The organism is Brevibacterium antiquum CNRZ 918, assembly GCF_900169145.1.
Lineage (GTDB): Bacteria > Actinomycetota > Actinomycetes > Actinomycetales > Brevibacteriaceae > Brevibacterium > Brevibacterium koreense.
Genome location: NZ_FXZD01000006.1, coordinates 72,102 through 97,269, shown reverse-complemented (window position 1 = coordinate 97,269; position 25,168 = coordinate 72,102). Strand labels below are relative to the sequence as shown.

At 65.1% G+C, this 25,168-nt stretch carries 22 protein-coding genes, 1 tRNA gene and 1 pseudogene; 12 read left to right on the top strand and 12 right to left on the bottom strand.

Going from position 1 to position 25,168, the window contains the following annotated elements; genetic code table 11:
* The first annotated feature begins 166 nt into the window (after nucleotides 1-166).
* Entirely contained in the window at nucleotides 167-868 is a 702-nt protein-coding gene (locus tag BANT918_RS09955; protein WP_101620229.1) for a uracil-DNA glycosylase, read from the top strand.
* Nucleotides 869-880: 12 nt separating this feature from the next.
* On the opposite strand, the gene BANT918_RS09950 is transcribed toward BANT918_RS09955, so the two are convergent.
* Nucleotides 881-2,623 (bottom strand): threonine/serine ThrE exporter family protein, encoded by a 1,743-nt coding sequence (locus BANT918_RS09950; protein ID WP_101620095.1) that lies wholly within the window; start codon nucleotides 2,621-2,623, stop codon nucleotides 881-883.
* Nucleotides 2,620-3,900, bottom strand: coding sequence for an amidohydrolase (locus tag BANT918_RS09945; RefSeq protein WP_101620094.1), 1,281 nt, complete (start codon nucleotides 3,898-3,900; stop codon nucleotides 2,620-2,622). Before BANT918_RS09945 ends, BANT918_RS09950 begins: the two co-directional genes overlap by 4 nt.
* A gap of 178 nt (nucleotides 3,901-4,078) precedes the next feature.
* Here BANT918_RS09945 and BANT918_RS09940 point away from each other — a divergent pair, with 178 nt between their 5' ends.
* Nucleotides 4,079-4,873, top strand: coding sequence for an SGNH/GDSL hydrolase family protein (locus BANT918_RS09940; RefSeq protein ID WP_101620093.1), 795 nt, complete (start codon nucleotides 4,079-4,081; stop codon nucleotides 4,871-4,873).
* Nucleotides 4,870-5,697, top strand: coding sequence for an alpha/beta hydrolase (locus tag BANT918_RS09935; RefSeq protein WP_101620092.1), 828 nt, complete (start codon nucleotides 4,870-4,872; stop codon nucleotides 5,695-5,697). The genes BANT918_RS09940 and BANT918_RS09935 overlap by 4 nt, the downstream gene beginning before the upstream one ends.
* A gap of 49 nt (nucleotides 5,698-5,746) precedes the next feature.
* Here the strand turns inward: BANT918_RS09935 and BANT918_RS09930 are convergent, their stop codons facing one another.
* The 5 genes from BANT918_RS09930 to BANT918_RS09910 all read right to left on the bottom strand — a co-directional run bounded on the left by BANT918_RS09930 (nucleotide 5,747) and on the right by BANT918_RS09910 (nucleotide 10,480).
* Entirely contained in the window at nucleotides 5,747-6,604 is an 858-nt protein-coding gene (locus BANT918_RS09930) for a PaaX family transcriptional regulator C-terminal domain-containing protein (RefSeq protein ID WP_101620091.1), read from the bottom strand.
* A gap of 47 nt (nucleotides 6,605-6,651) precedes the next feature.
* Nucleotides 6,652-7,572 carry a tryptophan 2,3-dioxygenase gene (locus BANT918_RS09925; RefSeq protein WP_101620090.1) on the bottom strand — a complete coding sequence of 307 codons (921 nt, stop codon included), beginning with the start codon at nucleotides 7,570-7,572 and terminating at the stop codon, nucleotides 6,652-6,654.
* A gap of 127 nt (nucleotides 7,573-7,699) precedes the next feature.
* Entirely contained in the window at nucleotides 7,700-8,104 is a 405-nt protein-coding gene (locus tag BANT918_RS09920; RefSeq protein WP_101620089.1) for a hypothetical protein, read from the bottom strand.
* Nucleotides 8,101-9,231, bottom strand: coding sequence for a M4 family metallopeptidase (locus BANT918_RS09915; protein ID WP_101620088.1), 1,131 nt, complete (start codon nucleotides 9,229-9,231; stop codon nucleotides 8,101-8,103). Before BANT918_RS09915 ends, BANT918_RS09920 begins: the two co-directional genes overlap by 4 nt.
* 49 nt (nucleotides 9,232-9,280) lie before the next feature.
* Nucleotides 9,281-10,480: a low temperature requirement protein A gene (locus tag BANT918_RS09910; protein WP_208618067.1), complete on the bottom strand. Its 1,200-nt coding sequence runs from the start codon at nucleotides 10,478-10,480 to the stop codon at nucleotides 9,281-9,283.
* A 106-nt stretch (nucleotides 10,481-10,586) separates the two neighbouring features.
* Here BANT918_RS09910 and BANT918_RS18010 point away from each other — a divergent pair.
* From BANT918_RS18010 to BANT918_RS09895, 4 genes and pseudogenes are all read left to right on the top strand, one after another.
* Nucleotides 10,587-10,895 (top strand): annotated as a pseudogene (locus BANT918_RS18010) (response regulator); the annotation flags it as partial.
* A 172-nt stretch (nucleotides 10,896-11,067) separates the two neighbouring features.
* Nucleotides 11,068-11,337 carry a winged helix-turn-helix domain-containing protein gene (locus tag BANT918_RS18005; RefSeq protein ID WP_324761567.1) on the top strand — a complete coding sequence of 90 codons (270 nt, stop codon included), beginning with the start codon at nucleotides 11,068-11,070 and terminating at the stop codon, nucleotides 11,335-11,337.
* Nucleotides 11,337-12,488 (top strand): sensor histidine kinase, encoded by a 1,152-nt coding sequence (locus BANT918_RS09900; protein WP_233429369.1) that lies wholly within the window; start codon nucleotides 11,337-11,339, stop codon nucleotides 12,486-12,488. The genes BANT918_RS18005 and BANT918_RS09900 overlap by 1 nt, the downstream gene beginning before the upstream one ends.
* 36 nt (nucleotides 12,489-12,524) lie before the next feature.
* Nucleotides 12,525-13,757, top strand: a complete 1,233-nt coding sequence (locus BANT918_RS09895) for an MFS transporter (RefSeq protein ID WP_101620087.1) — start codon at nucleotides 12,525-12,527, stop codon at nucleotides 13,755-13,757.
* Nucleotides 13,758-13,934: 177 nt separating this feature from the next.
* Here the strand turns inward: BANT918_RS09895 and BANT918_RS09890 are convergent.
* From BANT918_RS09890 to BANT918_RS09880, 3 genes are all read right to left on the bottom strand, one after another.
* A tRNA-Thr gene (locus tag BANT918_RS09890) sits at nucleotides 13,935-14,007 on the bottom strand.
* 100 nt (nucleotides 14,008-14,107) lie between these two features.
* Complete coding sequence (locus BANT918_RS09885; RefSeq protein ID WP_101620086.1) at nucleotides 14,108-14,968, bottom strand: DsbA family protein; 861 nt, start codon at nucleotides 14,966-14,968, stop codon at nucleotides 14,108-14,110.
* A gap of 134 nt (nucleotides 14,969-15,102) precedes the next feature.
* On the bottom strand, nucleotides 15,103-17,130 hold the full coding sequence (locus tag BANT918_RS09880; protein ID WP_101620085.1) for a serine/threonine-protein kinase: 2,028 nt from the start codon (nucleotides 17,128-17,130) through the stop codon (nucleotides 15,103-15,105).
* A gap of 65 nt (nucleotides 17,131-17,195) precedes the next feature.
* On the opposite strand from BANT918_RS09880, the gene BANT918_RS09875 reads away from it, so the two are divergent.
* Both BANT918_RS09875 and BANT918_RS09870 read left to right on the top strand, forming a co-directional pair.
* Complete coding sequence (locus tag BANT918_RS09875; protein ID WP_101620084.1) at nucleotides 17,196-18,758, top strand: alpha,alpha-trehalose-phosphate synthase (UDP-forming); 1,563 nt, start codon at nucleotides 17,196-17,198, stop codon at nucleotides 18,756-18,758.
* Nucleotides 18,755-19,693, top strand: coding sequence for a trehalose-phosphatase (locus tag BANT918_RS09870; protein ID WP_101620083.1), 939 nt, complete (start codon nucleotides 18,755-18,757; stop codon nucleotides 19,691-19,693). The genes BANT918_RS09875 and BANT918_RS09870 overlap by 4 nt, the downstream gene beginning before the upstream one ends.
* A 21-nt stretch (nucleotides 19,694-19,714) precedes the next feature.
* Here BANT918_RS09870 and BANT918_RS09865 read toward each other — a convergent pair whose 3' ends face one another.
* A complete protein-coding gene (locus tag BANT918_RS09865) occupies nucleotides 19,715-20,788 on the bottom strand; it encodes a LacI family DNA-binding transcriptional regulator (RefSeq protein ID WP_233430432.1) in 1,074 nt (357 codons plus the stop codon).
* Entirely contained in the window at nucleotides 20,785-21,879 is a 1,095-nt protein-coding gene (locus BANT918_RS09860; RefSeq protein ID WP_233429371.1) for a LacI family DNA-binding transcriptional regulator, read from the bottom strand. The genes BANT918_RS09865 and BANT918_RS09860 overlap by 4 nt, the downstream gene beginning before the upstream one ends.
* A gap of 149 nt (nucleotides 21,880-22,028) precedes the next feature.
* Between BANT918_RS09860 and BANT918_RS09855 the strand changes: the two genes are divergently transcribed.
* The 3 genes from BANT918_RS09855 to BANT918_RS09845 all read left to right on the top strand — a co-directional run bounded on the left by BANT918_RS09855 (nucleotide 22,029) and on the right by BANT918_RS09845 (nucleotide 25,154).
* On the top strand, nucleotides 22,029-22,799 hold the full coding sequence (locus tag BANT918_RS09855) for an ABC transporter ATP-binding protein (protein WP_101620224.1): 771 nt from the start codon (nucleotides 22,029-22,031) through the stop codon (nucleotides 22,797-22,799).
* 3 nt (nucleotides 22,800-22,802) lie between these two features.
* Nucleotides 22,803-24,071, top strand: coding sequence for a DUF4032 domain-containing protein (locus BANT918_RS09850; protein ID WP_101620082.1), 1,269 nt, complete (start codon nucleotides 22,803-22,805; stop codon nucleotides 24,069-24,071).
* Nucleotides 24,072-24,260: 189 nt separating this feature from the next.
* Nucleotides 24,261-25,154: an SDR family NAD(P)-dependent oxidoreductase gene (locus BANT918_RS09845; RefSeq protein ID WP_233429373.1), complete on the top strand. Its 894-nt coding sequence runs from the start codon at nucleotides 24,261-24,263 to the stop codon at nucleotides 25,152-25,154.
* The last annotated feature ends 14 nt before the right edge of the window (nucleotides 25,155-25,168 follow it).

Below are 25,168 nucleotides of genomic sequence, written 5' to 3'. Positions count from 1 at the left end.
GCCGGGACGGTAGGCGATGATGCACACCTCATCTGCGTTGTGTGCACATCGGCACCGAGCCTCGGACCAGGCCACGATCCGCGCCCGGTACGCGACCACAAGCCTGACCGTGCACCTGGTCGATCACGGATCGGAGACGATGCTTCCCATCGGTAGAATCGCGGGCATGACGTCCACAGCTGAGCTGACGAAGATCATGTCCTCCGACTGGGCCACAGCACTGTCCGACCAGGCCGATCGCATCCATGCCATGGGCGATTTCCTGCGGGAGGAGGTCTCCGCTGGGCGAAGTTATCTGCCCAGCGGAGACAAGGTGTTCCGTGCCTTTGCTGAGCCCCTCACCGAGGTGAAGGTACTCATCGTCGGACAGGATCCCTATCCGACCCCCGGGCATGCGATCGGTCTGTCCTTCGCCGTCGATCCCGAGGTGCGTCCGCTTCCCCGGTCACTGAAGAACATCTACAAGGAGCTCGCCGCCGACTTGGGCATCGAACCGGCCGCTCATGGTGATCTGCAGTCGTGGTCGAGGCAGGGCGTCATGCTGCTCAACAGGGTGCTCACTGTTGCCCCGGGCGAGCCCGCGTCCCACCGCAAGCGCGGCTGGGAGGCCATCACGGAACAGGCGATTGCCGCTCTGGTCGACCGGGATCAACCGCTGGTGGCGATCCTATGGGGCCGAGAGGCGAGGAATCTGGCCCCGATGCTGCGGTCGGGTCGCTCGGAGGTCGCGATCATCGAGTCCGCACACCCGTCGCCGCTGTCAGCCAGCAGAGGCTTCTTCGGGTCCCAGCCGTTCTCACGCACCAACGATCTGCTCGTGCACAAGGGCATGGCGCCCATCGATTGGAGCCTCCCACCCCAGGGTTGAGCGTGCCGAGGCTCAGTCGCGGGGCTCGACCGTATCCAAGGTCATCGTCGACTCGGTCGAACGCGCGGATTTGGCGGTCTTCTCGACGGCATCGGCTTTGAGGTTCTTCAGCGGCCTGGCCAGATAGCTGCCGAGCACGGCTCCGACGGCCAGGGCGGCATTGGCGAGGATCGCTGAGAACAGGGATGAGAGCCCCACAGCGAACGATGTCGTCGCCGATTCGGCGACAATCTGATACACGGCAGTGAAGATCGACAATCCCTGCAGCAGTGTGTATATCGCGGGGATCATGAGCACGATGGCCGGCGCACCCAGGCGCAGGGACAGTGGGCGTGCGAGGAAGCCTGCCACGGTGGCCGCCAGCAGGCTGGCGAGGACGTTGTCAATGTGGAGGATGCTCAGCGACATCATCGTGATATGGGAGGCAAGGCCGACGAAGGCCGCGGGCAGGATGAACCGCCGCGTCGCCTGCATACCCACGACGCCGGCCATGGCGACGACGGAAGCCGCGGCGATCGACAGGATCGCCGCGATCACATGCACATCGGTCTTGGGCACGAGGACCTCGATCGCTCTGAGCCCGATCGCCTCTCCGAACACGACGCCCAGAGCCAGTCCCGAAATGATGCCGGCCAGGGCAAGAACCACTCCCACCATCCGTCCGGCGGCTGTGAGCGGGAAGTTCGTCAGCGCATCCTGGACAGACGAATACAGCGACTGAGTGGGCAGCAGCAGGACGATTCCGGCCGCCACGAGATACTGCGGTGAGCTGATGAGCCCGAAGTTGCCGGCGACCATCGCCACTACTGTCGCAATCGCGGCCTGCAAGGTGGTGGTGAAGAAACCCGGCAGGGTGGTGCGGCCGATGAGCTTGCCGACTTGGCTGATGAAGATCGACATGCCGATGCCCAGGACGGTCGCGACCGCTCCACCACCGAGCAGCAGGACGAGGCTGCCGACCATCAACCCCCACGCGCCCGTGACGAACCACTCCTGGTAGGGGCGTCGCTGTGACCTGATGGCGTCGAGGCGGCTCCGCGCATCGTTGAAGCCCATGTTCCCAGCAACCAGCTCCGTGACGAGCTTGTGCACGGAGCCCAGCTTCGCGAAGTGGATGGACTCGCCCCGATTGACGCGCATGACGGTCATGAGGCGGCCATCGGAGGTCGAGTAGTGCACGGTCAGGGTGTTCGAGGTCAGATCCACCTGCGCGGTGGTCAGCCCGAAGGCGGCGCAGGCCGCGATGACTGAGACCTCGATGTCCGAGGTTCCTGCGCCGGCACGCATCATGATCGCAGCGAGGTCGGCCGCGAAGTCGAGGACCATCCTGGCCTCGTCCTCGCCCGGTTCGTTCGCCTGCACCGGGTCCTTGTACGGGGAGCCCTTGAGCGCGGTGACGATGGGGACCGGCTGGGTGTTGACCGATGTTCCGGAGACGAGCTTACCCACGGTGCGCCTGGCCACCCGCTGGGCGATCCGCTGGGAGGCGCCCCGGGCTTCGGCTTTCGGCTTCGACTTGGCCGCCGTCGTCTTCGGTGACTTCGCGCCGGAGTGAGCGACCTCGTCGGGCTTCAGCTCCCCGGCCGGTGCTTCGCGCAGTTCCCGCAGGCGCTGCTGGCGGGAGAGCTCAAGCAGTTCCTGCAGTGCCTGGGATCCGGCTTCCGCTTGGTTCGCACCGCGTCCGGGCTCGGTCGACGACTGGGCGTCGACCGGCACCTCTGCGGTGGGAGCCTCTTCTGTGCTCTCGTCCGTCACGGCTCACTGATGAGGGTAGGGCCGAATGGGTCCGCCACCTCGGCGAAACCTGCTTCGGCGTCGAAATCGTAGACCTTGCGGCCGGAGACGAAGACCTGATCGGCGCGGGAGTTCAGGTCGAGCGGATCACCTGACCAGAGGACGAGGTCGGCGTCGCGGCCTGGGGCGAGTGAGCCCAGGCGGTCGTCGAGGCCGAAGATCGCGGCAGGGTTGATGGTCAGCGCTTCGAGCGCAACGACGGGATCGAGACCTTCCTTGACCGCCAGGGAGGCTTCGTGGATGAGGAAGTTGATCGGGATGACGGGGTGGTCGGTGGTCAGGGCAATGCGCACACCGGCCTTGGCAAGTGCACCCGCGGTCGCCAGGGTGCGGTCGCGCAGTTCGACCTTCGACCGGCTGGTCATGAGCGGCCCGAGGATGACGTCGATGCCCTTGTCGGCGATGTAGTCGGCGATCTTGTGGCCCTCGGTGCCGTGGTTGATGACCAGGCGGTAGCCGAATTCCTCGGACAGGCGGATGGCCGTGACGATGTCATCGGCACGGTGGCAATGCTGGTCGAAGGCGAGTTTTCCATCGAGGACATCAGCCAAGGTCTCTTTGACGAGGTCACGTTCGAAAGGTGTGCCTTCGGATTCGGCGTGGGCTCGTTTCGCCTGGTAGTTCTGCGCATCGACGAAGGCGTCACGAAGAACCTTCGCGGTTCCCATGCGCGTCGATGGGGTGACGCTCTTCTCACCGTAGACGCGTTTCGGGTTCTCCCCCAGTGCAGACTTCACGGACAGGTCCTGTGTCACGAGCATTTCGTCGACGATGCGACCCCAGGTTTTGACGAAGGCGGTGCGCCCGCCGATCGGATTGCCGGATCCGGGCTTGATCAGAGCCGAGGTGACGCCTCCACGCAGCGCGTCCTTGAACCCGATTTCACTCGGATCGATGCCGTCGAGAGCACGCACACCGGCACCGTTGGGGTTCGTCATCTCGTTCGTGTCGTCACCCGACCAGCCTTCACCATCCTCATGGACGCCGAGGTGGCCGTGGGCTTCGATGAATCCGGGCAGGACCCAGCGTCCCCCGGCGTCAATGATCTCGGTGCCGGCAGGCAGATTCTGTGTGTCGGCACCCCCGGCCGCCACCGAGGCGATCGATCCGTTCGACACCAGGATCGTGCCGGACTCGATCGGTTCCGCGCGTCTGCCGTCGGCGTCTGCAATGGGCAGAATCCGTGCATTGGTGATGGCGAAATCGATGATCTCCGGAACCGGAACCGAACGATACATTGTGCTCCTCTTGCAGTGGCCTTCAGGGATGAGATCCGTCTCGATTCGAGTCTACGCCAGACGATCAGCACCGGTCACGACGCGGGGCCTGCCGACCCTGCTGCAGTCCCGCATGAATCCGACAAAGCCGAATCAGTATAGTTCGGAGTCAGAGAACCAATGAGAGAAGGACCCTGCGATGCTCCAGACCATCACGTCATATGTCGCGATCGGCGACTCGTTCAGTGAAGGACTGATGGACCATGATCCGAACCAAGAGGACCGGTATGTGGGATGGGCCGATCGTCTTGCCGGCAAGCTCGTCGACTCCCCGGTGGGCAGTCCCGAACTCACCTACGCGAACCTTGCCATCCGCGGGCGACTCCTCGATCGGATCATCGATGAGCAGGTGCCCAAAGCATTGGCCCTCAAACCCGACTTGGTCAGTTTCTGTGCCGGCGGAAACGACTGTCTGCGCCCGATGGCCGACATCGATGACCTGGCCAATCAGTTCGAACGCGCCGTCGTCGCCTTCCGTGAAGCCGGCATCGAGGTGCTCATGTGCAACGGGTTCGATACGGAGATCAGTTCTCCCCTGATCCGCGCTGTGCGACCGCGGGTAGGCGTCTACAACGCCCATCTGTGGTCGATCGCCCAGCGGCACGGGTGTCACATGATCGATGTCTGGGGCCTGCGTCAGCTCTATGCCGACGATATGTGGGCCGATGACCGGATCCACCTCTCTCCCCGGGGCCACGACCTCGTCGCCGATCAGGCGCTGGCGACCCTGGAGAGCGGACACTCCTTGCCCGTGACGGGCTTTTCGATGCCGGCACGTCCGACACGTCCGATCCGTGACGCGGTCAGCGAGGAGTCGAAATGGGCCCGCGAGCACTTCGCGCCCTGGGTCGGTCGACGCCTGCGCGGGCAGTCCTCGGGGGATAAGCTCGATGCGAAGCTTCCCGAACTGACACGGGTGCGCAATCCCGAATGAGTGAAGACGAGGCCACCACACGGGAGGGCGAGCGCTTCGCGGCCCTGACCACAGCCGGTGCAGCACTGGATCAGATCCTGTCGGAGTCGGCGTGGACGTCGGGTGGTTGCGCCTCTCGCTTCTCTCGGTACGAGTACGGGACTGACCCCGATCAGTTCCTCGAGGTCCACGGTGACCCGGTCACCGCCTCGGCGCTGGTGATCCTCGTCCACGGCGGCTACTTCCGTCAGCGCACGGATCTCACCCATGCCAGGCCCATGGCCGCTGCCCTCGCCGAGGCGGGGGTGCTGTGCGTACTCGTCGAGTACCGGCGCGCAGGCGGGCAGCCCAACTGCCTCAACGATGTCACCGCCGCCATCAGCTTCACGTCCGCGTCGCTGTCGGACTGGGGCGTGAATGCGCGGGCCAGAGACAATCTCGTCGTCTCCGGGCATTCCGCTGGAGGGTGCCTGGTGCTGGCCTGGGCAAGCCACCTTCGCGAGGTCGGCACCGAGTTCCGACTGCGCCCCTTGGCACCGATCACGGACCTGTTCCGCGAGGTCGAGGACGGCCTGGGCGAGAGTGCTGTCCTGGACTACATGGGCGCGGCTCCCAACGAGGATCTCGCCCCGTACCTGCGTGAGGATCCACGGTCGCGGGCGCTGCTCATTCCCGCGCGGGTCGATCTGCGCACGATTCACGGCGATCGGGACCAGACGGTCGACATCAATTTCTCGCGGACCTTCCCTGCGAAGCTGACAATCGCCGAGGGCGCCGATCATGCCGATGTCGTCGACCCCGACTCGCCCTACTTCCCGTTTGTGATCGACGCACTGCTGGGCTGATCAGCACAGAGCTGGTCTACGCTGGGCTGCGGCTCGAGGGGCCGGACTATCAGACGGCGGCGATCTCCCGGACGTAAGCACGTGCAGGGTCTGCGAATCTGGCGCGGAGCTCGGCGAACAGTTCGACGCTCCTCATCCCGGGCCAGTCCGCGGGCAGCGCGCTGGCGGGCAGACCCGGATCAGCGTAGGGGATCGCCTTCCAGTCGTCGACGCAGGCCAACCACAGGACGAATGCCTCGCCGGGGTCGGCAGGCGACTGCAGTGAAGACGCAGCCTGTGGTGAGCGCTGCGTGTTCTGCGTGGTCGGCGCGAATTGCTCGCTCGGAGCGTGCTGTTCGTATCGGTCAAGGAATTCGTTGTGCCGGGCAGCGAGCCTCTCCAGGTCCCACCATGTCGCGGCCGCCTGAGCGAAGGGCCCGGCGGTCAGTGGTGTCTGGGTGATGAAGATGGTCGCGCAGCTGCGGACAGCGAGTGTCTCCAGTACGTCTTCGACCTCAGCGTGCAGATGCCCGGGAGCGATCCACAGTCCATCGGTGATCGCACCGAAGCCCAACCCTGTCAGCGCTCGGCGCAGCTGGACTCGCTTGGAGCGGTTCACCTCGGGCAGGGAGTAGGACACGAGGCACCAGGGCTCGTCAGCCCGGTGCCCACGATAGGAGAAGATCCTCCGATCGCCGCGTTCGAGATCAGTCACGGCTGCGGGATCCAAACGATATCCGGCGATGCTTCCATCGCTGCCCGGAACTTCCCGCTTGTCGGGGATGAGCAGCCCCTTGCCCTTGAGCCTCGACACGGCGCTGCGGGTCGAGGAGTTCGAGATTCCGGCGGTGGCCAGGAGCTCGAGCAGAGCGGCGACCCGGATCCATCCGCCCAGCTCGCGCAGGTGGAGCCCGACGAAGGTCCGCAACAGGGAGGCGGGGTTGCCCGTCCGGGGTGAGAGCTCGGCGATCGGACTCAGAGCCCCGGACAGCCGGTCGCTGTTGTCTTCCCGGTCGCGGTTCCGGGACCGTTCTCGATTCCGGTTCGGATGTCGAAGAGTTCGGGGAAGAACGTGAGATCGAGGGCCTTCTGCAGGAATCCGACGCCGCTCGAGCCGCCGGTGCCCCGCTTCATGCCGATGATCCGCAGCACCGTGCGCATGTGGCGGTAGCGCCAGAACTGGAAGTTCTCCTCAAGGTCGACGAGCTCCTCGCAGCTCTCGTACTCCAGCCAGTACGTTTCGGGGTTCTCGTAGATGATTCGGAAGGTGTCAAGGAGCTCTTCGTCGAACGTGTGCGCCACGCTGACATCCCGATCGAGCAGGCGCTGCGGAACCGGGAGTCCACGGCGAGCAAGAAAACGTAGGAACTCGTCGTACACGCTGGGCTCATTCAGGTACGTCTCGAGCTGCGCGCGAGCCTCGGGCTCACCGTCGAAGACCTGCAGCATGCCGGCGTTCTTGTTGCCGAGCAGGAACTCCACGGCCCGATACTGCCAGGACTGGAAGCCCGATGACCGGCCGAGCTCATCACGGAAGCCGACGTATTCGCTCGGGGTCAGCGTCGCGAGGACGGACCATTGCTCGGTCAGCGTCTTCTGGATGTGCTTGACGCGGGCGATGCGTTTGAGCGCCAGCTGGAGCCTGTCATCGGCGATGAGGCTGCGGGCATCGAGGAGTTCGTGGATGACGAGCTTGAACCACAGCTCCGTGGTCTGGTGCTGAATGATGAACAGCAGCTCGTCGTGGTGGACCGGTTCGCTGACGGGGTGCTGGGACGTCAGCAGGCGGTCGAGGCTGAGATAGGAGCCGTAGGTCATCGTCGAGCGCAGGTCCGTGTGGATGCCCTCTTCGAGATCCCGTTCGTTCTTCTCTGCCGTGGAGTCATCATGAGTCATGACCGCCACTCTATTGCAATTAATGTCCGAGCGGACAGTTCATGCAACATCTATCGCTGATCGCGAGGCGGGCCACCCACAGAATCAGCGGTCCAACCACAGCGGCAATAGGCGGCCACCCACGGCCTCAGCGACTTCCCGGCCTGCGGTGCTCGGGCTCGGTGATCTCACGGACCTGATCGACGAGGTGCTTCCACTCCTTCGGCATCTCGGCCTCGCCGAAACGCACGAGACCGAAGCGGCTCTCGAAGACATAGACATAGCGGTCGGCACTCACGCCAACCCCAGTTCCAGCACCTGCACCTGTACCTGCACCGGTCGCATCCCCGACGGCGGCCGCTGCCTGGGCAGCGGAGTCGCCCTGCCAAGGAAGCTGCGCGATCGTGGGCCCGATCTGCTCCCGGTGCTCGCTCGAGTCGATGTCGACATCCCACACGAGCAGCAGCCCGCCGATCCCACCGCTGCGCTCGACGACGAGGTGGCCGAATACGCTGTCGCCGTCGCCCGAGGCGGTCGCGCTCTCGTCACTCACCAGCTGCTCCCCACGTTTCCCCTGCCTGCGGCACGGGTGACTCCGACCGCATCCCAGCTCTGGACGAGGGCGTCGTGAACGTCGGATCCCTCGCCGAAGGCTGCGACCGCCTCGGCAATGGTCAGTGCTGCGAAGCCTGCGAAATCGGTGCCGGTGGTGATGTCGGATTCGGTCAGCACGGCGAACCACACCTGTCCCACGGTCTCCCAGGCCGGTCCGCCGAGGCGGGTGGCGGCGAGCGCGAAGGCACGGTTGGGGATTCCCGAGTTGAGATGGACCCCGCCGTTGTCCGACTCCGTGGTGACGAAGCGGTCCATGTGGTCAGGCTGCGGGTCCGTGCCAAGCACATCGTCGTCGTATGCCGTGCCGGGTGCGAGCATCGACCGCAGCGCCTTGCCGGAGACTTCGGAGGTGAAGATGCCAGCACCGATGAGCCAGGAGGCATCCCCGGCATCCTGCCCGGAATCGTGCTGGTCGGTCAGGGCTCCGAAGACGTCGGCACAGTGTTCGTTGAGCGCACCGGGCTGACCGAAGTACTCGAGGTCGGCGGTGTGGCTGATGACGCCGTGGCTGAGTTCGTGGCCGATGATCGACAGCGATCCGGTGAACCCGGTGAAGACCTCGTCGTCGCCGTCGCCGAAGACCATCAGCCGCCCATCGAAGAAGGCGTTGTCGTAGTCCTGGCCGTAGTGGACGCTGGCGATGAGCGGCATCCCATTGCCGTCAAGCGAGTTGCGCCCAAAGGCCTCGGCGAAGAGCGAGTAGGAGGCCCCGAGTCCGTCATAGGCTTCATTGACCGCCTCGTCGGACACCGGCTCCTCGCCCTCACTGCGAACGAGGATTCCCGGCAGGGTCTCGGTGCCCTGTGCGTCGTGAATGAGGCGTTTCACCCCGGCCCTCGCGTCGACACCTACGGAGCCTCTCGTGCTCGGCGAGCCCGATTCACCCGCACCATCCTCGGCCTTGCCCACCGGCGTATAGCGCAGACCCTCTGCCCGCAGGTTGCGAGACGATTCATCGGACCTCCGGCAGCTGCGTGCGGCCCGGGCCGCGCGAGGGAATCTCTCACCTCCGCGTTCGGCAAGAGCATCGAGAAGGTAGGGCGGCACGACGTGATGAGTACTCATATGACCAGCGTCCCACCTTCAACTGGGAACGAACAGGAATATCGTGGAATCAGTGGGCCTCCGCCTCGGCGACTATGGACTGGCCTTCCTTGGGCGATGCCACGATGAGGGTGATGACGATGACGATCATGAAGAAGGTCGTGAGGAAGGTGGAGACCGGAATGATCGGGTCGAGGAGCACGAGCACTGCGCAGGCGGGGACAATCGTGTTGACGATCCCGCCGGCATTGGGTCGGATCGCCAGCAGCCAGACGCCGAGGACGAAGACCGCGACCGGAACGGAGATCATGAAGGCTGCAAGCAGCGGATCGAGATCACTCCTGCCCAACTGCGAATCAACCTCGATCCCGACCCCTGCTGAGAACGCTCCGGCCGCCGCGAAGATGAAGAAATGCCCGTAGCCGTACTTAAGCGTTCCTCGGAAACCCGATATCCCCCGGTGGTGCGGGGGCCAGAAGTAGATCCACCACATGGCTGCCGTGACGATGAGGCTGAGGACGCCGAGGGAGACGAGCGGAACGATGTCCTCACTGTCGGCGAACGCTCCGAACACGCCATTCGCCGAGGCCAACAGGCTCTCGCCGAGGACGATGATCGTGAAGCAGCCATATCGTTCGGTGATGTGATGAGGGTGCCACGGAGTCCTCACGCGCAGCTCTGCGATGACGGGGATCCCGATCTCGGCAAGGATGAGGATGGCGATCCCCACCAGTGACACAGCCGGATCGTCGACGAACATCCACGCCACCCACAACACCTGCACGATTCCGATTCCGCACGCATAGACGATGGTCGTCCGGCGCGCTCTGCCCGCGTGGCGTGAGGCTCGCAGCCATTGCGCAATCATGACGATGCGCATGAAGACGTAGCCGAGAACGGCGACGGTGAAGTCGCCCTCGGCGAAGACAGGCCCGATCCCTGCAGCCAGAACGAGTACGCCGCCCATCTGCACGATCGTCATCACCCGGTAGAGCCAGTCGTCATTGTCAAACGACGTGCCGAACCAGGTGAAGTTCATCCACGCCCACCAGATCGCAAAGAAGACCACGAGGTACTTGGCCAGACCGTCGCCGAGGTATCCGGCAGTCATCGTGTCATGCAGGTTCGTCGCCGCGATGCTCACCGCAATGACGAAGGTGAGGTCGAAGAAGAGCTCGAGCGAACTCGCCGCGCGCCCCTCCTCCCCAGGATCGCGGGGACGCATCGGGACCAGTCGGAATCTGCTTCGCTGCGCCGCTGCATTGTTCATTTCGGTCACCTTCGCATGGGGCGGATTTTCGCTGAGGACAGTCTCAGGCGCCGGCCATCGGCCCGCTGGGGTATCACAACCGCACGCGGCTTCTTAGACTGAAGCCATGACCCATCCCGCTGTGGACCCCGATCTCACCGACCGACGTCTCCTCTTAGTCGAAGACGATCCCACGGTCGCCGAGGTGGCCCGCAGCTATCTGCGAGCCGCCGGTTTCCTCGTCGATGAGGTCACCGACGGGTTCCGGGCCCTCGCAGCACTGACCGAGGCAGTGCCTGATCTCGTCGTTCTCGACCGGAAGCTGCCCGGCATCGATGGCGTCGAGGTGTGCCGCCGGCTGCGGGTCTTCACCACGGTTCCCGTGCTCATGCTCACCGCACTGTCCGCGACCGAGGACCGCATCGACGGCCTCGAAGCCGGTGCCGACGACTACCTCACGAAGCCCTTCTCCCCCAAGGAGCTGGTGCTGCGAGTGCAGTCGATCCCTGCGGCGCACCGTCAGCGATTCCACCCCCGAGGCGCCCTTCGACCTCGGCCCGTTTCACCTCGACGCCTCGGCACGCCGCGTCAGCCGCTACGGGACCGCCTTGGATCTGACTGCTCGCGAATTCGATCTGCTTGCCTTTTTCCTCAAACACCCGCTTCAGGTCTTCGACCGTGCGGCCCTCCTGCGCTCCGTGTGGGGGTGGGAGGTCGGCGACCTGTCGACGATCACCGTGACCGTGCGCAGACTGCGGACGAAGATCGAGGACGATCCCTCGCGTGCGCGATTCCTGTCCACGGTCTGGGGTGCCGGTTACCGCTTCGAAGTTGAGCGCAGCGGAGACCTCCCCGCCACGGAAGAAGAAACACGCTGATGTTCCTTCCTCTGCCCGAGATGGTGCGCATCTTCGTCGTCGCATGCCTCTGTTCGGCCGCTGTCGGCCTCCTCGGCGTGGGTGGGCTGTGGCTGGCTCGACGCCGGTCGCTGACTGTGCGCCTGTCGATCGTCGTCGCCACGACGCTGATGTCCGTGCTCACCGGGATGATCGCGATCTCCGCTGCGATGTACCTGTCCGAGCACGACCTCTACGTGTTCCTGACCGTGGCCTTTGCCTCCCTGCTCTCGACCCTGGCCGTGACCTGGTTCCTCGGCCGAGTCATCGCCCGTGAGTACGAGGACCTGCGGATCCTCATGGCAGAAGTGGGCGAAGGCCATCGACTCGGTGACATCACCGGTCCGAAGGACATGTCGGAGACCGCTTCCCTGCGGGCCGAGCTCGTCGCCACGAGCGCCAAGCTCGCCGACTCCCGTGACGAGGTAGCCGCCCTCGACCGGTCACGCCGCGAGCTCATCGCCTGGATCGCCCATGACCTGCGCACGCCGATGGCGGGGCTCAAGGCCATGGCCGAGGCCCTCGAAGACGGCATGGTCGACGATCCGCAGCGCTACTACGAGACGATCCGACTCCAGGTGGATCGGCTGTCTCAGATGGTCGACGATCTCTTCGCCCTCTCCCGGATCCAGTCGGGAGCTCTGGAGCTTGAGAGCATCGAGGTCAGCCTCTACGATCTCGTCTCCGATGCGGTCGCCGATCTGCGCCCCATCGCCGAGGCGAAGGAGGTCGGGGTTCATGCGCGCGGACTCAACGACGTTGTGGTCGCCGGTGATCCCCGGGAGCTGACCCGGGCAGTCGAGAACCTGCTCATGAATGCGCTTCAGCACTCGCCTGGGAACACCGATGTGGTGCTCGAGACGGGACGGGGCCCAGAGGGGCAGGCCGTGCTCACGGTCAGCGACACCGGGGGCGGCATCCCGGCCGAGGCTCTGACCGAGGTCTTCGTCACCGGCTGGCGGGGCACCCCGGCGCGCACACCCGCCGAGGAGGTGATCACCGGCGGCGCCGGTCTGGGGCTGGCGATCGTCCGCGGAATCGTCGAGGCGCACTCGGGCACCGTCGACGTGTCCAACACCGAAGTGGGTGCATGCTTCGAGGTTCGGCTGCCCGCGATCTCCTCCCCTGGTTGAGCGTCGGCCGACCTGAGCCACATCTAGACTGGCCGGGTGCTCAAACCCATTCTGTGGCCGGTCCTCGCACCGTCGCTCCTCTTCGCCGTCGGCTTAGGCGCGATCCTCCCGGTCCTGGTCCTGGGTGCGCTGTCATTGGGCTCCAGCACCTCCTTCGCCGCCGCCATCGTCGGCATCATGGGAGCAGTCTCCCTCGTCGCGACGGTACCGGCGGGGATCCTCATCGACCGCTTGGGCGATTTTCGAGCGATGCTCGCGGCCACGATCACCGCGGTTCTTGTCCTCGGCGCCATCGTCACGGTCTTCGTCTGGCAGACGCCGGCCTCGCTCGTGCTCTACATGGTGGCGCTCATGCTCTTCGCGCCGGTCTCCGATGTGTGGAGCCTGGCCCGTCAGGCTGTGGTCGCCGAGGTGATGCCGCCGAAGGACCTGGCGAAGGCGATGACCGCGCTGGGCGGCAGCCAGAGGGTGGGCAATCTCGTGGGACCGATCGTCGGCGCCGGGCTCATGCTCCTCTTCCCCCTGTGGTCGGTCTTCGTCTTCGCCGGAATCTCCGCCGTTGCTGCCGTCATCGTCATGTCTCTGCCCATCGCCCGCATCCCCGGATACTCGGACCGCAGGGCTGGTGGGGCTGGTGCGACGAATCGGGACTCTGCCGGTCCGACATCGCCGAAGCCGTCACGCCCACGCCTCCAGGTGAGATGGAAGGCCGTGATCCTCGTCGGGATCTCGATCATCGCTTTGACCGTGGCCAGATCGGCCCAGCCTGTAGTGATCCAGCTGTGGGGTGTGGAGATCGGACTGCACGAGTCCTCGATCTCCCTGCTCATCGCCTTCGGCGCGGGACTCGAGCTTGTCTTCATGTTCTTGGGCGCGTACATCAAGGATCACCTCGGCCGCACCACGACTCTCGCGACGTGCCTGACGGTCTTCGGTTCCGGCTTCCTCGTCATGGTGCTGCGCCCGGACTTGGCCGGAATGATCACAGCCGCCGCGATCATGGCTGTGGGAAACGGGCTGGGCGCCGGAGTGAATATGACGATCGGCGCCGATCTTTCACCCGCGATAGGACGTGCTCGATTCTTAGGTGTCTGGGCGATCTTCTCCAACGGCGGCAAACTGGGCGGCCCGGGGCTGATCTCGTTGGTCATCACGATCGCCTCACTGCGCTTCGGGATCCTGTTCCCGGGACTGTTCGCCATCCTCGGCGCCTTGTGGGTGATTCTCTGGTCCCAGCAGATCGGTCTGCCGGGCAGACGACGGCACTGATCCAGCACGAAGCATCTCGGCAGACTCGCCCCCGGGTACGCAGACGGCCCTGGGACTCATGGTTTCACACACCCATGAACTCGAAGAGGAAACCTCTGGCCTGATCTGAAGAGTCCGCACACGACAAGATCCTATCTTCCACATTGATCTGTCGAAGATGGGATCTTTTCGTCAGTGAGCCCCCCATCGGACTCGAACCGATGACCTTCGCTTTACAAGAGCGGTGCTCTACCAACTGAGCTAGGGAGGCGTGGCGGCGCAACGATGCCGTTGGCGCCTACACGATAGTAGTCCATTCACCGTCGCGGCCACAAAACAGATCCGAGGCAGACTCAACTATCCAGCATCGGTCAGCCCTTGACCTCGCCGGTGGCCTTGAGGATCTCAAGTGCCAGAGCCTGCGGGTCGCTGGTCTTCTCGGTGTGTTCGCCGTTGATGAGCACCCACGGGGTGGCCTTCACCCCGTTGTCAAGAGCGTCCTGCGAGGACTTCTCGACGTAGTCCTTGAACGACTGGTCGGTGACGCAGCTCTTGACGGTCTGCTCGGGATCTGAAGTGAGCTTCTTCGAGGTGTCGATGCCCGCATCCTCAGCGACCTTGAGGAGTTCCTCATCGGTGCGTCCGTTGCCCTGCTCTTCGGGCTGCTGAGCGTAGAGCGCGGCGAAGATGTCTTCTGTCAGCTCGGGCTGAGAATCGATCACGCAGGCGGCCAGGTTGGCCGATCGGGTGGAGTACTCGTTGCCGCTGGACATGCGGTCAAGGAACGACACCGGTTTGTATTGGAGTACGATCGACCCCTCGTCAGCGAGCTTCTTCAAGGTCGGAGTGTTGGCGTCTTCGAACGCCTTGCAACCGGGACACTGGAAGTCGAGGTAGACGGTCACAGTCGCGGCACTGTCCTTGGCGCCGGCCTCGGCGGGAGTGGGCAGATCCGACTCTTCACCCTCGGGCATCTGCTTCGGCTGCACCACTGCGGCGTCTTTGGCGAGGCTGACACCACCTGCTGCGTAGTTGGCTGGAGTCATCCCCGGCTTGCTCTGCTGGAAGATGAGAACACCGACGACTGCGGCCACGACGACCACGACAACACCGATCCCCACATAGAGGATCGTCTTGGCGGTCTTCTCCTTCTTGTCCTGAGCCGCTGCGATCTGACGCGCGTTCTCACGTGCTTGGTTCCGCCGATTGTCAGCGGAGCTGTTCTTCGCCATTGTTCCTCACGTTGCGATCGTCTGACCTCGGCCCGGCCTCGGACCGTGGGGAATCGGGTCGACATACGAGTCCCGACCGTCCCACCCTACCCAAACAGGTGGTGTTGCGATTCCCAGTGAAATTCAAGGATCAACTACACCGGGCCAGGAAGATACGTGAAGGGGTTGGCTGTCAGTGGCCACCAGGACGTCTCTGCCCCGGACTGAATGACCATGATCCCGACGATGGTGAGGAGCGCGATTGCCGACAGCGCGATGAGTCTGCCCAGCTGGTTGCGCGTCACCCCGGAGACCATGAGCCGCGATCCGAAACGCAGGCTGCCCGCACCAGGCCCCAGCCACAGCACGAGGGAGCCGGCAGCACCGGCGGCCCACACCGACCACTGCTCCGAATATCCGCTGGGCACGATTCCCGAAATGTCGAGTCGGGTCAGCACGAGCATCGCGACCCCCGCGATTGCCGGAAGGATGAATGTCATGATCGAGGTCAGCACCGATGCCAGGATCGCACCCGGCGCCGAGGCAAGCGAGCGCAGGAATCCTGAACTGTCCGTTCCGCGTTCGAACCGGTGCTTCTGGGCCTTGCGGTCCAATCGTGTACCGGTTCGAGCCAAGATCGACCACAGGAACGCAATGAGCGTGACCACCAGGGGGCCCATCGGCATGATCGCGATGGCCAACAGGATAAGGGCGAACACCACCCATCCGCCGGTCCGGATTCTCCGGTAGGTCATCGGCTCCCAGCCGTAGCCCGGCTGACCCGGCTGGACTCCGGTGCCGTCGAGCTCGGGCCGGACGGCGCCCTGACCGGCTGGCGGTCCACCGTGTCCATACCCTGCTCCGCCGAGGTTGGTCCCGGCCATCGCTGACCCCGGAGCAGCCTGGATGCTGCCGTTGGGGTTGAGCACGGGTGGTGCCGCACCCCGGTCCATCGGCGCCGGGTCCATCGGCGCCAGGTGGTCCTGCGCGCCGGGCATGATCCCAGATCGTGCCTGCGGTGGATGGCCCTGCATGGGCTGCCCCTGCAGAGGCTGACCTTGCGGGGTGAAGCCCTGTTGTGAGTATCCCTGCGGGTTCGTCCCACCGGGGTCTGCACCTCCGGGCGCGTTCGGGTTCGGGACCGAGCCGGGATAGCCTCCGCGCGGCGATCCGTGCCCCGTCGCACCATAACCTGAGGCGTCGTAGCCGACGGCTCCGTCATAGGCCGCAGCCCCACCAGCGGCTCCAGCAGCCCCGCCGCCTGCGGCAGTGCCGAAGGCCGCGGGTGCACCGTAGCCTGGACCACCGCCGTCGACCGCCGGCATCCGCGCAGTCCCCGTCGGCGATGCCTGATTTGAGCTCCCGGCTGCCGGTCCGGATCCCAACTGCGGCTCGCGTCCGGACTCGATGTCGACGAGGGCGTCGAGGATCATCTGGCCACTGGGCCTGCGTTCGGGTTTCGGGTCGAGGCAGGCGGAGAGCAGGGGAACAAAATTGCGGGGAGCATTGTCGAGGTCGAACTTGCCCATGGCCACCCGCCCCAGCACCGCTTCGAGAGGACCTGAGCCGTAGGGGTTGCGGCCGGTGGCGGCATAGGCCATCGTCGCGGCCCATCCCCACCAGTCGGTCTTCTCACTCGAGGTCTTGCCGTCGGCGATCTCCGGCGACAGGTACCCGGGTGTTCCCATCACCAGGCCGGTCGCAGTCACTCGCACCTCGTCGGCGACCTGGGCGATGCCGAAGTCGATGACCATCGGTTCACCGTCCATGATCATGACGTTGGCGGGTTTGAGGTCGCGGTGGATGACACCGGACTCGTGCACAGCGTTGAGGGCATCGAGGAGGGCATGTCCGAAGTGGACGAGTTCGTCCTCGGCGAAGGGGCCGTTGTCTCGCACGTCATCGGACAGCGTCTGCCCGTCGACGAACTCGGTGATGATGAAGGGCTGGGCGGATTCGAGTTCGGCGTCGAGCACCTCGGCGATTCTGGGATGTTTGATCCGGCGCAGGGTCCTGACCTCGCGCCCGAGCCGTTGGCGAGCGGTCTCGTCATTGGCGATGTGGGGGTGCAGCACTTTCACCGCGACAGGATTGTTTCCGCCGTCGACACCGAGATAGACGACACCCATGCCGCCCGAGCCGAGCTCTTCGATGAGGCGGTAGCCTCCCAGATCCTGAACCATCACCTGTCCAAGGGTAGTCGAGCGGGTACAGTTCATTCCAAGCACAAACTCAGGAGGAGGCGCAGATGGACACCGTCAACTCTGCCGAGACCACTTCAGCATCCGCGTATGGCGACAGCGATTTCGTTGTCGTCGCGAACAGACTGCCAGTGGACCGGGACCCTGCCGAGGGAAGCCAAGGATGGCGTACCTCACCTGGGGGTTTGGTCACTGCAGTGGCTCCGGTGATGAAATCGCAGGAGGGCGCGTGGATCGGCTGGACCGGGGTGGCCGACGTCGATTTCGACCCATTCACGATCGACGGGATGCATCTGGTTCCCGTCACCCTCACGAGTGAGGATGTCCTCAGGTACTACGAAGGATTCTCCAACGCAACACTGTGGCCCCTCTATCACGATGTGATCGTCCCGCCCGAGTTCCACCGCACGTGGTGGGACTCGTACGTGCGTGTCAATGAGCGCTTCGCGGCCAAGGTCGCCGAGGTGGCTGCCGAGGGTGCGACCGTCTGGGTCCATGACTATCAGCTCCAGCTGGTCCCGCAGCTGGTGCGCCGGATGCGTCCCGACCTGGCGATCGGGTTCTTCAACCACATCCCCTTCCCACCGTTCGAGCTCTTCGGCCAGTTGCCCTGGCGCGACGAGATCCTCCGCGGCCTCCTCGGCGCTGATCTCATCGGATTCCAGCGTCCGGCCGATGCTGCAAACTTCCGACGTGCGGTTCGCGGACGTCTCAACTTCACGACCAAGGGGTCAACGGTCGCCGTCCCAGCCGGTGACTTCCTGCCAGAGCACACCGTTCGAGCTGAGGCTTTCCCCATCTCCATCGACACCCCCTATCTCGAAGAGCTGGCACGTGATCCGAAGATCATCGAGCGCGCCCGGCAGATCCGCGAGGAGGTCGGCAATCCGAAGGTCGTGATGCTCGGGGTGGACCGGATGGATTACACGAAGGGCATCCGGCACCGGCTCAAGGCTTTCGGGGAGCTGCTGGCCGAGGGGAAGCTCGACATCGAGGACGTCGTCCTGATCCAGATCGCGACCCCGTCGCGAGAACGGCTCGAACAGTACAAGATCATCCGCCACGATGTGGAGCTCGCCGTCGGTCGGATCAACGGAGAGCAGGCCGAAGTCGGGTCCATCGCTGTGCACTACCTCCACCATTCCTATCCACGAGACGAGATGACGGCATTCTTCCTCGCCGCCGACGTCATGCTGGTGACCGCCCTGCGCGACGGAATGAACCTCGTGGCGAAGGAGTACGTGGCGTGTCGACGACGCGACGACGGGGCCCTCGTGCTCTCCGAATTCACCGGTGCCGCCGATCAGCTCAAGGGTGCTGTGATGGTCAACCCGCACGACATCGGCAACCTCAAGGCCGGCATCCTCGACGCCGTGCAGATGGATCAGAAGACACGGTCACGCCGGATGAAGCAGATGCGCAAGAAGATCGCCACGGACACCGTGAGCATCTGGTCGAAGAGATTCCTCGCCGAACTCGAGGCCATCCACACCAATCCGGAGGCGATCATCCCCGACCGTCCCGCCGCCCTCCCGGACCGGTCGACGACGGCGTCTGACCGCATCACCTCCACCGTCGACACACCTGCACCCAGTGAGGACCATCAGTGACATCGGATCCGGCTGCCAGTCCACCTTCCCAGACCTGCACCGGACCGACCCCGACACCGCTGTCGGATCCCGCCTTCTCGCTGCCCGCCGAGGTTGACCTCGGGCGGGTCACGGACGCAGACTCGGTCCTCATCGCCCTCGACTTCGACGGTGTGCTCTCACCCCTGCGTGACAACCCCGACCTGTCCCGGATGCTCCCGAAGTCCGAACGCGCGATCGCTGATCTCAGCATCCTGCCCGGCACCCGGGTGGCTCTGGTCTCCGGCCGGGACATCGCAACCCTGCGGCATCTGACCGACCCACCCGAGGGCGTGTGGCTGGTGGGTTCGCACGGCGCCGAGGTGGACCTGGGCGCGTCATCGCCGGCATCGTCTCCGTCACCCGCAGTGACGATGACTCAGCCTGAGGTCAGCGCCGAGGAACAGCAGATGCTCACTGCGATCGACGCCCACATCGACTCCTTCGAACACGACTTGTCGTCGGGATCAGGCCTGGGCTCGCAGTCTGGTTCGGGCTCGGTCACCGAGGTCAGGGTCGAGCGGAAGCCATTCTCGCGCACGGTGCACACGCGCGGCCTCGACGCGGAATTCGCATCCGCCTTGCACGCTCATGTCATCGCCGTGCAGTCCGAACATCCCGGGATCCGCGTCATCGAGGGCCACGACATCACCGAACTCGCAGTCAAGACGGCAACGAAGGGCGATGGCCTGCGGGCTCTCATCGCAGCAGGGACCCCTGCAGCGGTCCTCTACCTCGGCGACGATGTCACCGACGAGGATGCCTTCGCCGAACTCGAAGACTTCACCATGGGCCTGGGCATCAAGGTCGGGCCGGCCCCGACCCGCGCCCCGTGGCGGATCACGGACCCCAGTGCGGTCGCAGAACTCCTCACACGCATCGCGCACGAACGCCGCGCACAGCTGCCACGGTCCTGAGGCGCCTCGGCGACGCCTCTGTCAGCGTCGCTGGGGCGGCACTGCGCTGGCCCGCAGGACGAGGTCCGGAGTCACCGAATAGTCGATGGCCACGGCCTCGACAGGATTCGCCATCATCGCCCTCACCTCGCCCAGCGCGGAGACGGCGATCGCCTCCCAGTCATAGCTGACCTGCGACAGGGGCGGAGCGATGACATCGGCATCGGGCATATCACCGACCGTGAGCAGGGAGAGGTCACGCGGCACGTCGAGGCGAGCCCGGGCTGCGGCTTCGAGAATGCCGAACGACAGCGCGGGCGCACAGGCGATGACGGCTGAACACTGCAGGTGGAGCAGCTCCTCGGCCGCGGCGACTCCGGCCATGGTGCCTCCCGCGGCTTCGACAACGGGCGCCTGGTCACGGGTGGCGGGAATGTGGAGGATCTGGGCCATGGACTTACGGAACCCGGCAATGCGTCCGGCTGCGGCGGAGTCGCGGAGCACGGCAAGCCCGATCCGACGATGCCCCAGGTGCACGAGGTGCTGCACCGCGGTTGCGATGCCGTCCGTGGCATCGAGGACGATGCGGGAGACCCCGTCCTCGTGTCGGGCGTTGGAGACCCTGATCTGCGGCAGGTGGCGCTCGGCCAGCTTCGCGGCAAGCTCACCGGCCGCTCCCCCGCCGAGGATGATCGCGCCCTGCACGTGAGGTTCGCTGCCGGCCGGGCCGAGGAGTGACTGAGCCAGTGAATCCGCTCGGTTCGCGACGGCCTCCACGTGTACAGCAGCGATCCCTTGAGCGAAGACTCTGCTGGTCAGAAGGTCGAACAGGCGTGCATAGGGGTCGACGTTGCCCGCCGGTGCGGCGGGCCGGACCAGGGCGATCATCGGCCCGGTGGGTGTGTCCTGGCTGCCCGAGTCCACGCCGAAGATCGCCATGGCCTGCCTGACCTTGGCCAGTGAGCCCGGCGACACCGATTCGGGGTGGCGCAGGGCCCGCGAAGCCGTCGCCTTCGATACTCCTGCCGCACCTGCGATCTCGCCGAGCCCGACGTGCTTGTGCTCACCGGATTCGGGCACACTCGGCATCGAACCCGGGCCCGAGTCCGGGTTCACTGTCTCGCCGCCGTCGTCGACGCTCGTGCCAGCAGCCGGGGCCGGAACACCGGCGGGACCGACTGGAGGTCCTCACCGGAGATCTTCAGTGTCGACAAGGTCGCGGTGACGAGTGCCTGTGAGAGCCCCTCGACGTCGATGCCGAGAACGGTGGCCGGTGGTCCGGTGAACTTCATCGTCGGTGAATCTCCGAAACCCACAATCGACATGTCCCGCGGCACCTGCAGGTGCCGGTTGCGCAGACCGTGCAGAGCCCCGTGCAGCTGCAGAGCCGACTGCACGATCACCGCTGTGCAGGTCGCATCCTTGAGGTCGAGGACGGCGCGTGAACCGCCGGAGAAGGACTTCGGGACCTGCGCGATCCAGTCGTCGAGCCTGATCCCGAAGTTGCGTGAGGGGTGTTCGGCGCGGAATCGCCTGATCAGCTGTACCGCAAGCTCACCGCTGTCATTGCAGATCAGACCGATGCGTCGGTGTCCGATGGCCTGGAGATGTTCGAAGGCCGTCGTCATGCCCCCGCCGAGGTCGAGGCGGGCGGCGATGATGTCACCGCTGGCATCGTCGGTCTCCACTGCCGACTGTTCGTCGACGCGAATGCAGGGGATGTCGGTGTGCAGGCTCGTCAGCGTCGGAGTCACGAGCGCGACAGCCCCGGCATCGACCGCCACCTGAAGCGGGGCGACTTCGGTCTCGACAGGAGGCCTGGTGATGAGCAGACCATGGTCCTGCAGCTCGGTGGCCACGCGGGTGCAGACCTGAACCTGCCAGTATTCGGGATTTCCGGGCGCGCTGACAGCGACCAGCCGCCTCGGCGCCTCATGCAGGAGGGTGGAGCGAGAGTAGCCCAGCGAGTCCATCGCGTCGAGCACTCGGGCCCGGGTCTCTTCGGCCACCGCGCCCCGCCTGCCGAGGACGCGGGAGACCGTCGCCAGGGACACGCCTGCCCGGGCGGCGACATCGTCGAGCTTGACCTTCATACCGTGAAGTCTATCGGGGCCAGACTTCCCGACGACCACCTCGGCGATGGTCACCGCCGTCCCTGTCCCGGTTGTCAACGGCGTCAGCGTCAGCGTCAGCGTCAGCGTCAGCATTCGACGATCTGTTGCACAATCGCGAGATCCGCGGATTCCTACCCAGCATCCACCCAGCTGCGCGGCTGGGTGCTGACACAGTGCTGAGAATCACTCTACGCTTTGTCGAATCGACTGTCTTCGAGCACATTCGACGGCTTAGGATGAACGTGACTGAGCATCCCCGCCAGGTCACCGATGACCAGCTGCTCAGGAACACTTTAGGAGGAAACATGTCAACAGTGTCGTTGAATGGCCTCAGTCATGCCTATGAGAACACCGTGTCTCCCTCGGTGCATCCGTTCAATCTCTTCATCGACGACGGCGAGTTCGTCGTCCTCTACGGCCCGTCCGGATCCGGCAAGTCGACCATCCTGCGGATGCTCCACGGCCTCGAGGCTCCCAAGACTGGCACGATCCTCATTGACGGTGTCGATGTCACCCATGCCGCGGTCAATGATCGCGATGTCACCCTTGCCCTGGAGAGCTACGCCCTCTACCCGCACATGAGCGTGCGCGACAACCTCGGCTTCGCACTCCGTGTGGATGGTCTCCCTGCCGAGGAGATCCGTGAACGCGTGGAGTCCGTGACTTCGAAGATCGGGCTGCGCGACATCCTCGATGCCGTCCCCGGTGATCTCTCCGCCCTGCAGCGCCAGACGATCGCCCTGGCCCGGGCCGTGGTTCGTCAGCCGAAGGTCCTGATCATGGACGAACCGGTCGTCAACCTCGTCCCCGAGCACCAGGCCGACACCCTGCGCCTGGTCAAGGATCTGCAGCAGGAATTCGGGCTGACCACCCTCTATGCCACAGCGGACCTCGAGGACGCGAAGGTCCTTGGCGATCGCATCGCATTCCTCGACCATGGGCGTCTGATCGGGGTGGAGAAACCTGAAGTCGCCGAGGCGCTCGTCGCCTCGATCGCGGACGTGGACTCCTGATCGGTGCCCGAGACTTCAGCTCCGCAGATCCACGCGGTCCGCAGTTCCGACCATGCAGCGATAGCACGACTCCCGTGGCACCTTCCCCTCGGTGACTGGCCCCAGGACTTCCTCGGCGGGCTGCCCCGCGGAATCTCCCGACACGTCGTGCGCTTCGTCGAGATCGGCGAGGAGGTCCTTGCCATCAAGGAGACCGACGACCGACGGGCCCTGCGCGAATTCGACATCCTCGGTGTGCTCGGGAACCTGGCTGTCCCCACGGTCGAACCCCGCGCCTATGTGACCAACCGGTCCACCGCCTCGGCGACGGACCTGCCTGGAGCACTGCTGACGGCCTACTTGGACTTCTCGCTGCCCTACCGTGCGCTGTTCTCACGAGCCCTGGCCGAGGACACGACCGGTCGCCTCGTTGATGCCCTGGCGGTCCTGCTGGCCAGGCTTCACCTCGTCGGCTTCTACTGGGGGGATGTGTCCCTGTCAAACACCCTGTTCCGGCGTGACGCCGATGCCTATGCGGCCTATGTCGTCGATGCGGAGACCGGTGAGCTCCACGACCAGCTTTCGGACGGTCAGCGGCAGATGGATCTGCGCATCGCGCGCACGAACATCGCCGGCGACTTCCTCGACCTGCAGGCCGCGGGTCTCATCGATTCTGCGGTCGACCCGCTGGCGGCCGGTGAGCGCCTGTTCGAGGCCTACAACGGACTGTGGACCGAGCTGACTCGGGTCGAGGAGTTCTCTGTCAACGAACGGTGGCGCATCGACGAGCGCATCCGCCGCCTCAACGACTTGGGATTCGACCTGGGCGAACTCACCGTGACCACTGACCTCGACGGCGTCAGCCTGCTGGTCGAACCGAAGGTCGTCGAACCCAACCACCATTCCCGCAGACTTCTGCGCCTGACGGGCATCGGTGCCAACGAGAACCAGGCGCGGACCATGCTCAACGACCTCGACTCCCACCGCAGTGCTCCCGGCTTCACCGGCGGCGCGCACGGCTCGGGTGAGCTGCCGGTCGAACTCGACGAGGGCGAGGCCGCCCGGCTGTGGCTCGACGAGGTCTACAAGCCCCTGATCTCCGCCATCCCGGAGAACCTCACGCACAAACTCGAACCAGGCCAGATCTTCTACGAATTCGTCGAGCACCGGCGCGTGATGTCCTTTGCCAGGCAACGCGACATCCCCACGATGGAGGCCATCGCCTACTTCATCGTCGACTACCTCGCGAACCTCCCCGATGAGGCACTGTACGTCGACAGCCAGAAGTTCTGAGGACGACCCGACCGGAACAGGCCTGGGCTGGGTTCGGCAGGGATCGGTTGGGCTGGGTTCGGCGGAGATCGCCTGGGCTGGGATTCCACCAGGTGGAACGTGGACCCTCGTGCCGCCTCGGCGGGCATATCTTTGAGGACAATGAGGCGATCCCCGCCTGAACCGCCAGTGCTATGAAAAGGACCTCCGATGTCGCAAGTCCCGAAGAACTCAACGTCGACGAAGCAGAATTCCATACCGACGAATGAGAACAACCCTTCGATCCCTTCCCTCTTCGACCTCAGCGGCCGCACCGCCGTCGTCGTCGGGGCAGGATCCGGATTGGGCCAGGCGAGCGCAATCGGCCTCGCCGATGCCGGTGCCCACGTCGTCGTCGCCGACCTCAACCTCGATGGCGCCGAGGAGACCGTGCGCATCATCACCGAACGCCAGGGCGCTTCCGGCAACACAGGCAAGGGCGGGCACAGCGCCACCTCGGCGCCGGGTGCAGAGGCCGCACACGTCGACATCACCGACACCGAATCGGTCAACGCCCTCGTCGCAGCCCATCCTCACGCCCAGGTGCTCGTCATCACCCCGGGCGCGAACGTGCGCAAGCGACTGCTGTCGACAACCGACGAGGAATTCGACCGGGTCATCGACATCAACCTCAAGGGCACCTATCGCCTGATGCGCGGATTCGGTACCGAAATGGCCGAGCGGGGCCGCGGCTCCATCGTCACCTACTCATCGTTCCGGGCTCTGGCCATCGAGCCTGGTCAGGGCCTCTACGCCGCGGCCAAGGCCGGTGTCGTGCAGCTGACGAAGACGCTGGCCAGTGAGCTGGGGCCACAGGGCGTGCGCGTCAATGCGATCCTGCCCGGGCCCTTCGACACTCCGCTGACCCAGCAGATCAAGGCCGATGAGGAGTGGTGGACCGCCTATGCGGAGAAGACCGCTCTGGGTCGCTGGGGGCACCTCCACGAAATCGCCGGACCTGTGCTGTTCCTCGCATCCGACGCCTCGACGTATGTCACGGGACACTCGCAGCTCGTCGACGGAGGCTGGATGGCCCAGGACGGTCGCTTCTCCCCACGGCTGTAAGGCTCCGGCCGAAC

Coding starts and splice junctions, on each gene's coding strand:
- BANT918_RS09955 (WP_101620229.1), top strand. CDS start 167: ATGACGTCCACAGCTGAGCTGACGAAGATCATGTCCTCCGACTGGGCC.
- BANT918_RS09945 (WP_101620094.1), bottom strand. CDS start 3,900: ATGTATCGTTCGGTTCCGGTTCCGGAGATCATCGATTTCGCCATCACC.
- BANT918_RS09940 (WP_101620093.1), top strand. CDS start 4,079: ATGCTCCAGACCATCACGTCATATGTCGCGATCGGCGACTCGTTCAGT.
- BANT918_RS09935 (WP_101620092.1), top strand. CDS start 4,870: ATGAGTGAAGACGAGGCCACCACACGGGAGGGCGAGCGCTTCGCGGCC.
- BANT918_RS09925 (WP_101620090.1), bottom strand. CDS start 7,572: ATGACTCATGATGACTCCACGGCAGAGAAGAACGAACGGGATCTCGAA.
- BANT918_RS09915 (WP_101620088.1), bottom strand. CDS start 9,231: ATGAGTACTCATCACGTCGTGCCGCCCTACCTTCTCGATGCTCTTGCC.
- BANT918_RS09910 (WP_208618067.1), bottom strand. CDS start 10,480: ATGAACAATGCAGCGGCGCAGCGAAGCAGATTCCGACTGGTCCCGATG.
- BANT918_RS09900 (WP_233429369.1), top strand. CDS start 11,337: ATGTTCCTTCCTCTGCCCGAGATGGTGCGCATCTTCGTCGTCGCATGC.
- BANT918_RS09885 (WP_101620086.1), bottom strand. CDS start 14,968: ATGGCGAAGAACAGCTCCGCTGACAATCGGCGGAACCAAGCACGTGAG.
- BANT918_RS09880 (WP_101620085.1), bottom strand. CDS start 17,130: ATGGTTCAGGATCTGGGAGGCTACCGCCTCATCGAAGAGCTCGGCTCG.
- BANT918_RS09875 (WP_101620084.1), top strand. CDS start 17,196: ATGGACACCGTCAACTCTGCCGAGACCACTTCAGCATCCGCGTATGGC.
- BANT918_RS09860 (WP_233429371.1), bottom strand. CDS start 21,879: ATGCTGACGCTGACGCTGACGCTGACGCTGACGCCGTTGACAACCGGG.
- BANT918_RS09845 (WP_233429373.1), top strand. CDS start 24,261: ATGTCGCAAGTCCCGAAGAACTCAACGTCGACGAAGCAGAATTCCATA.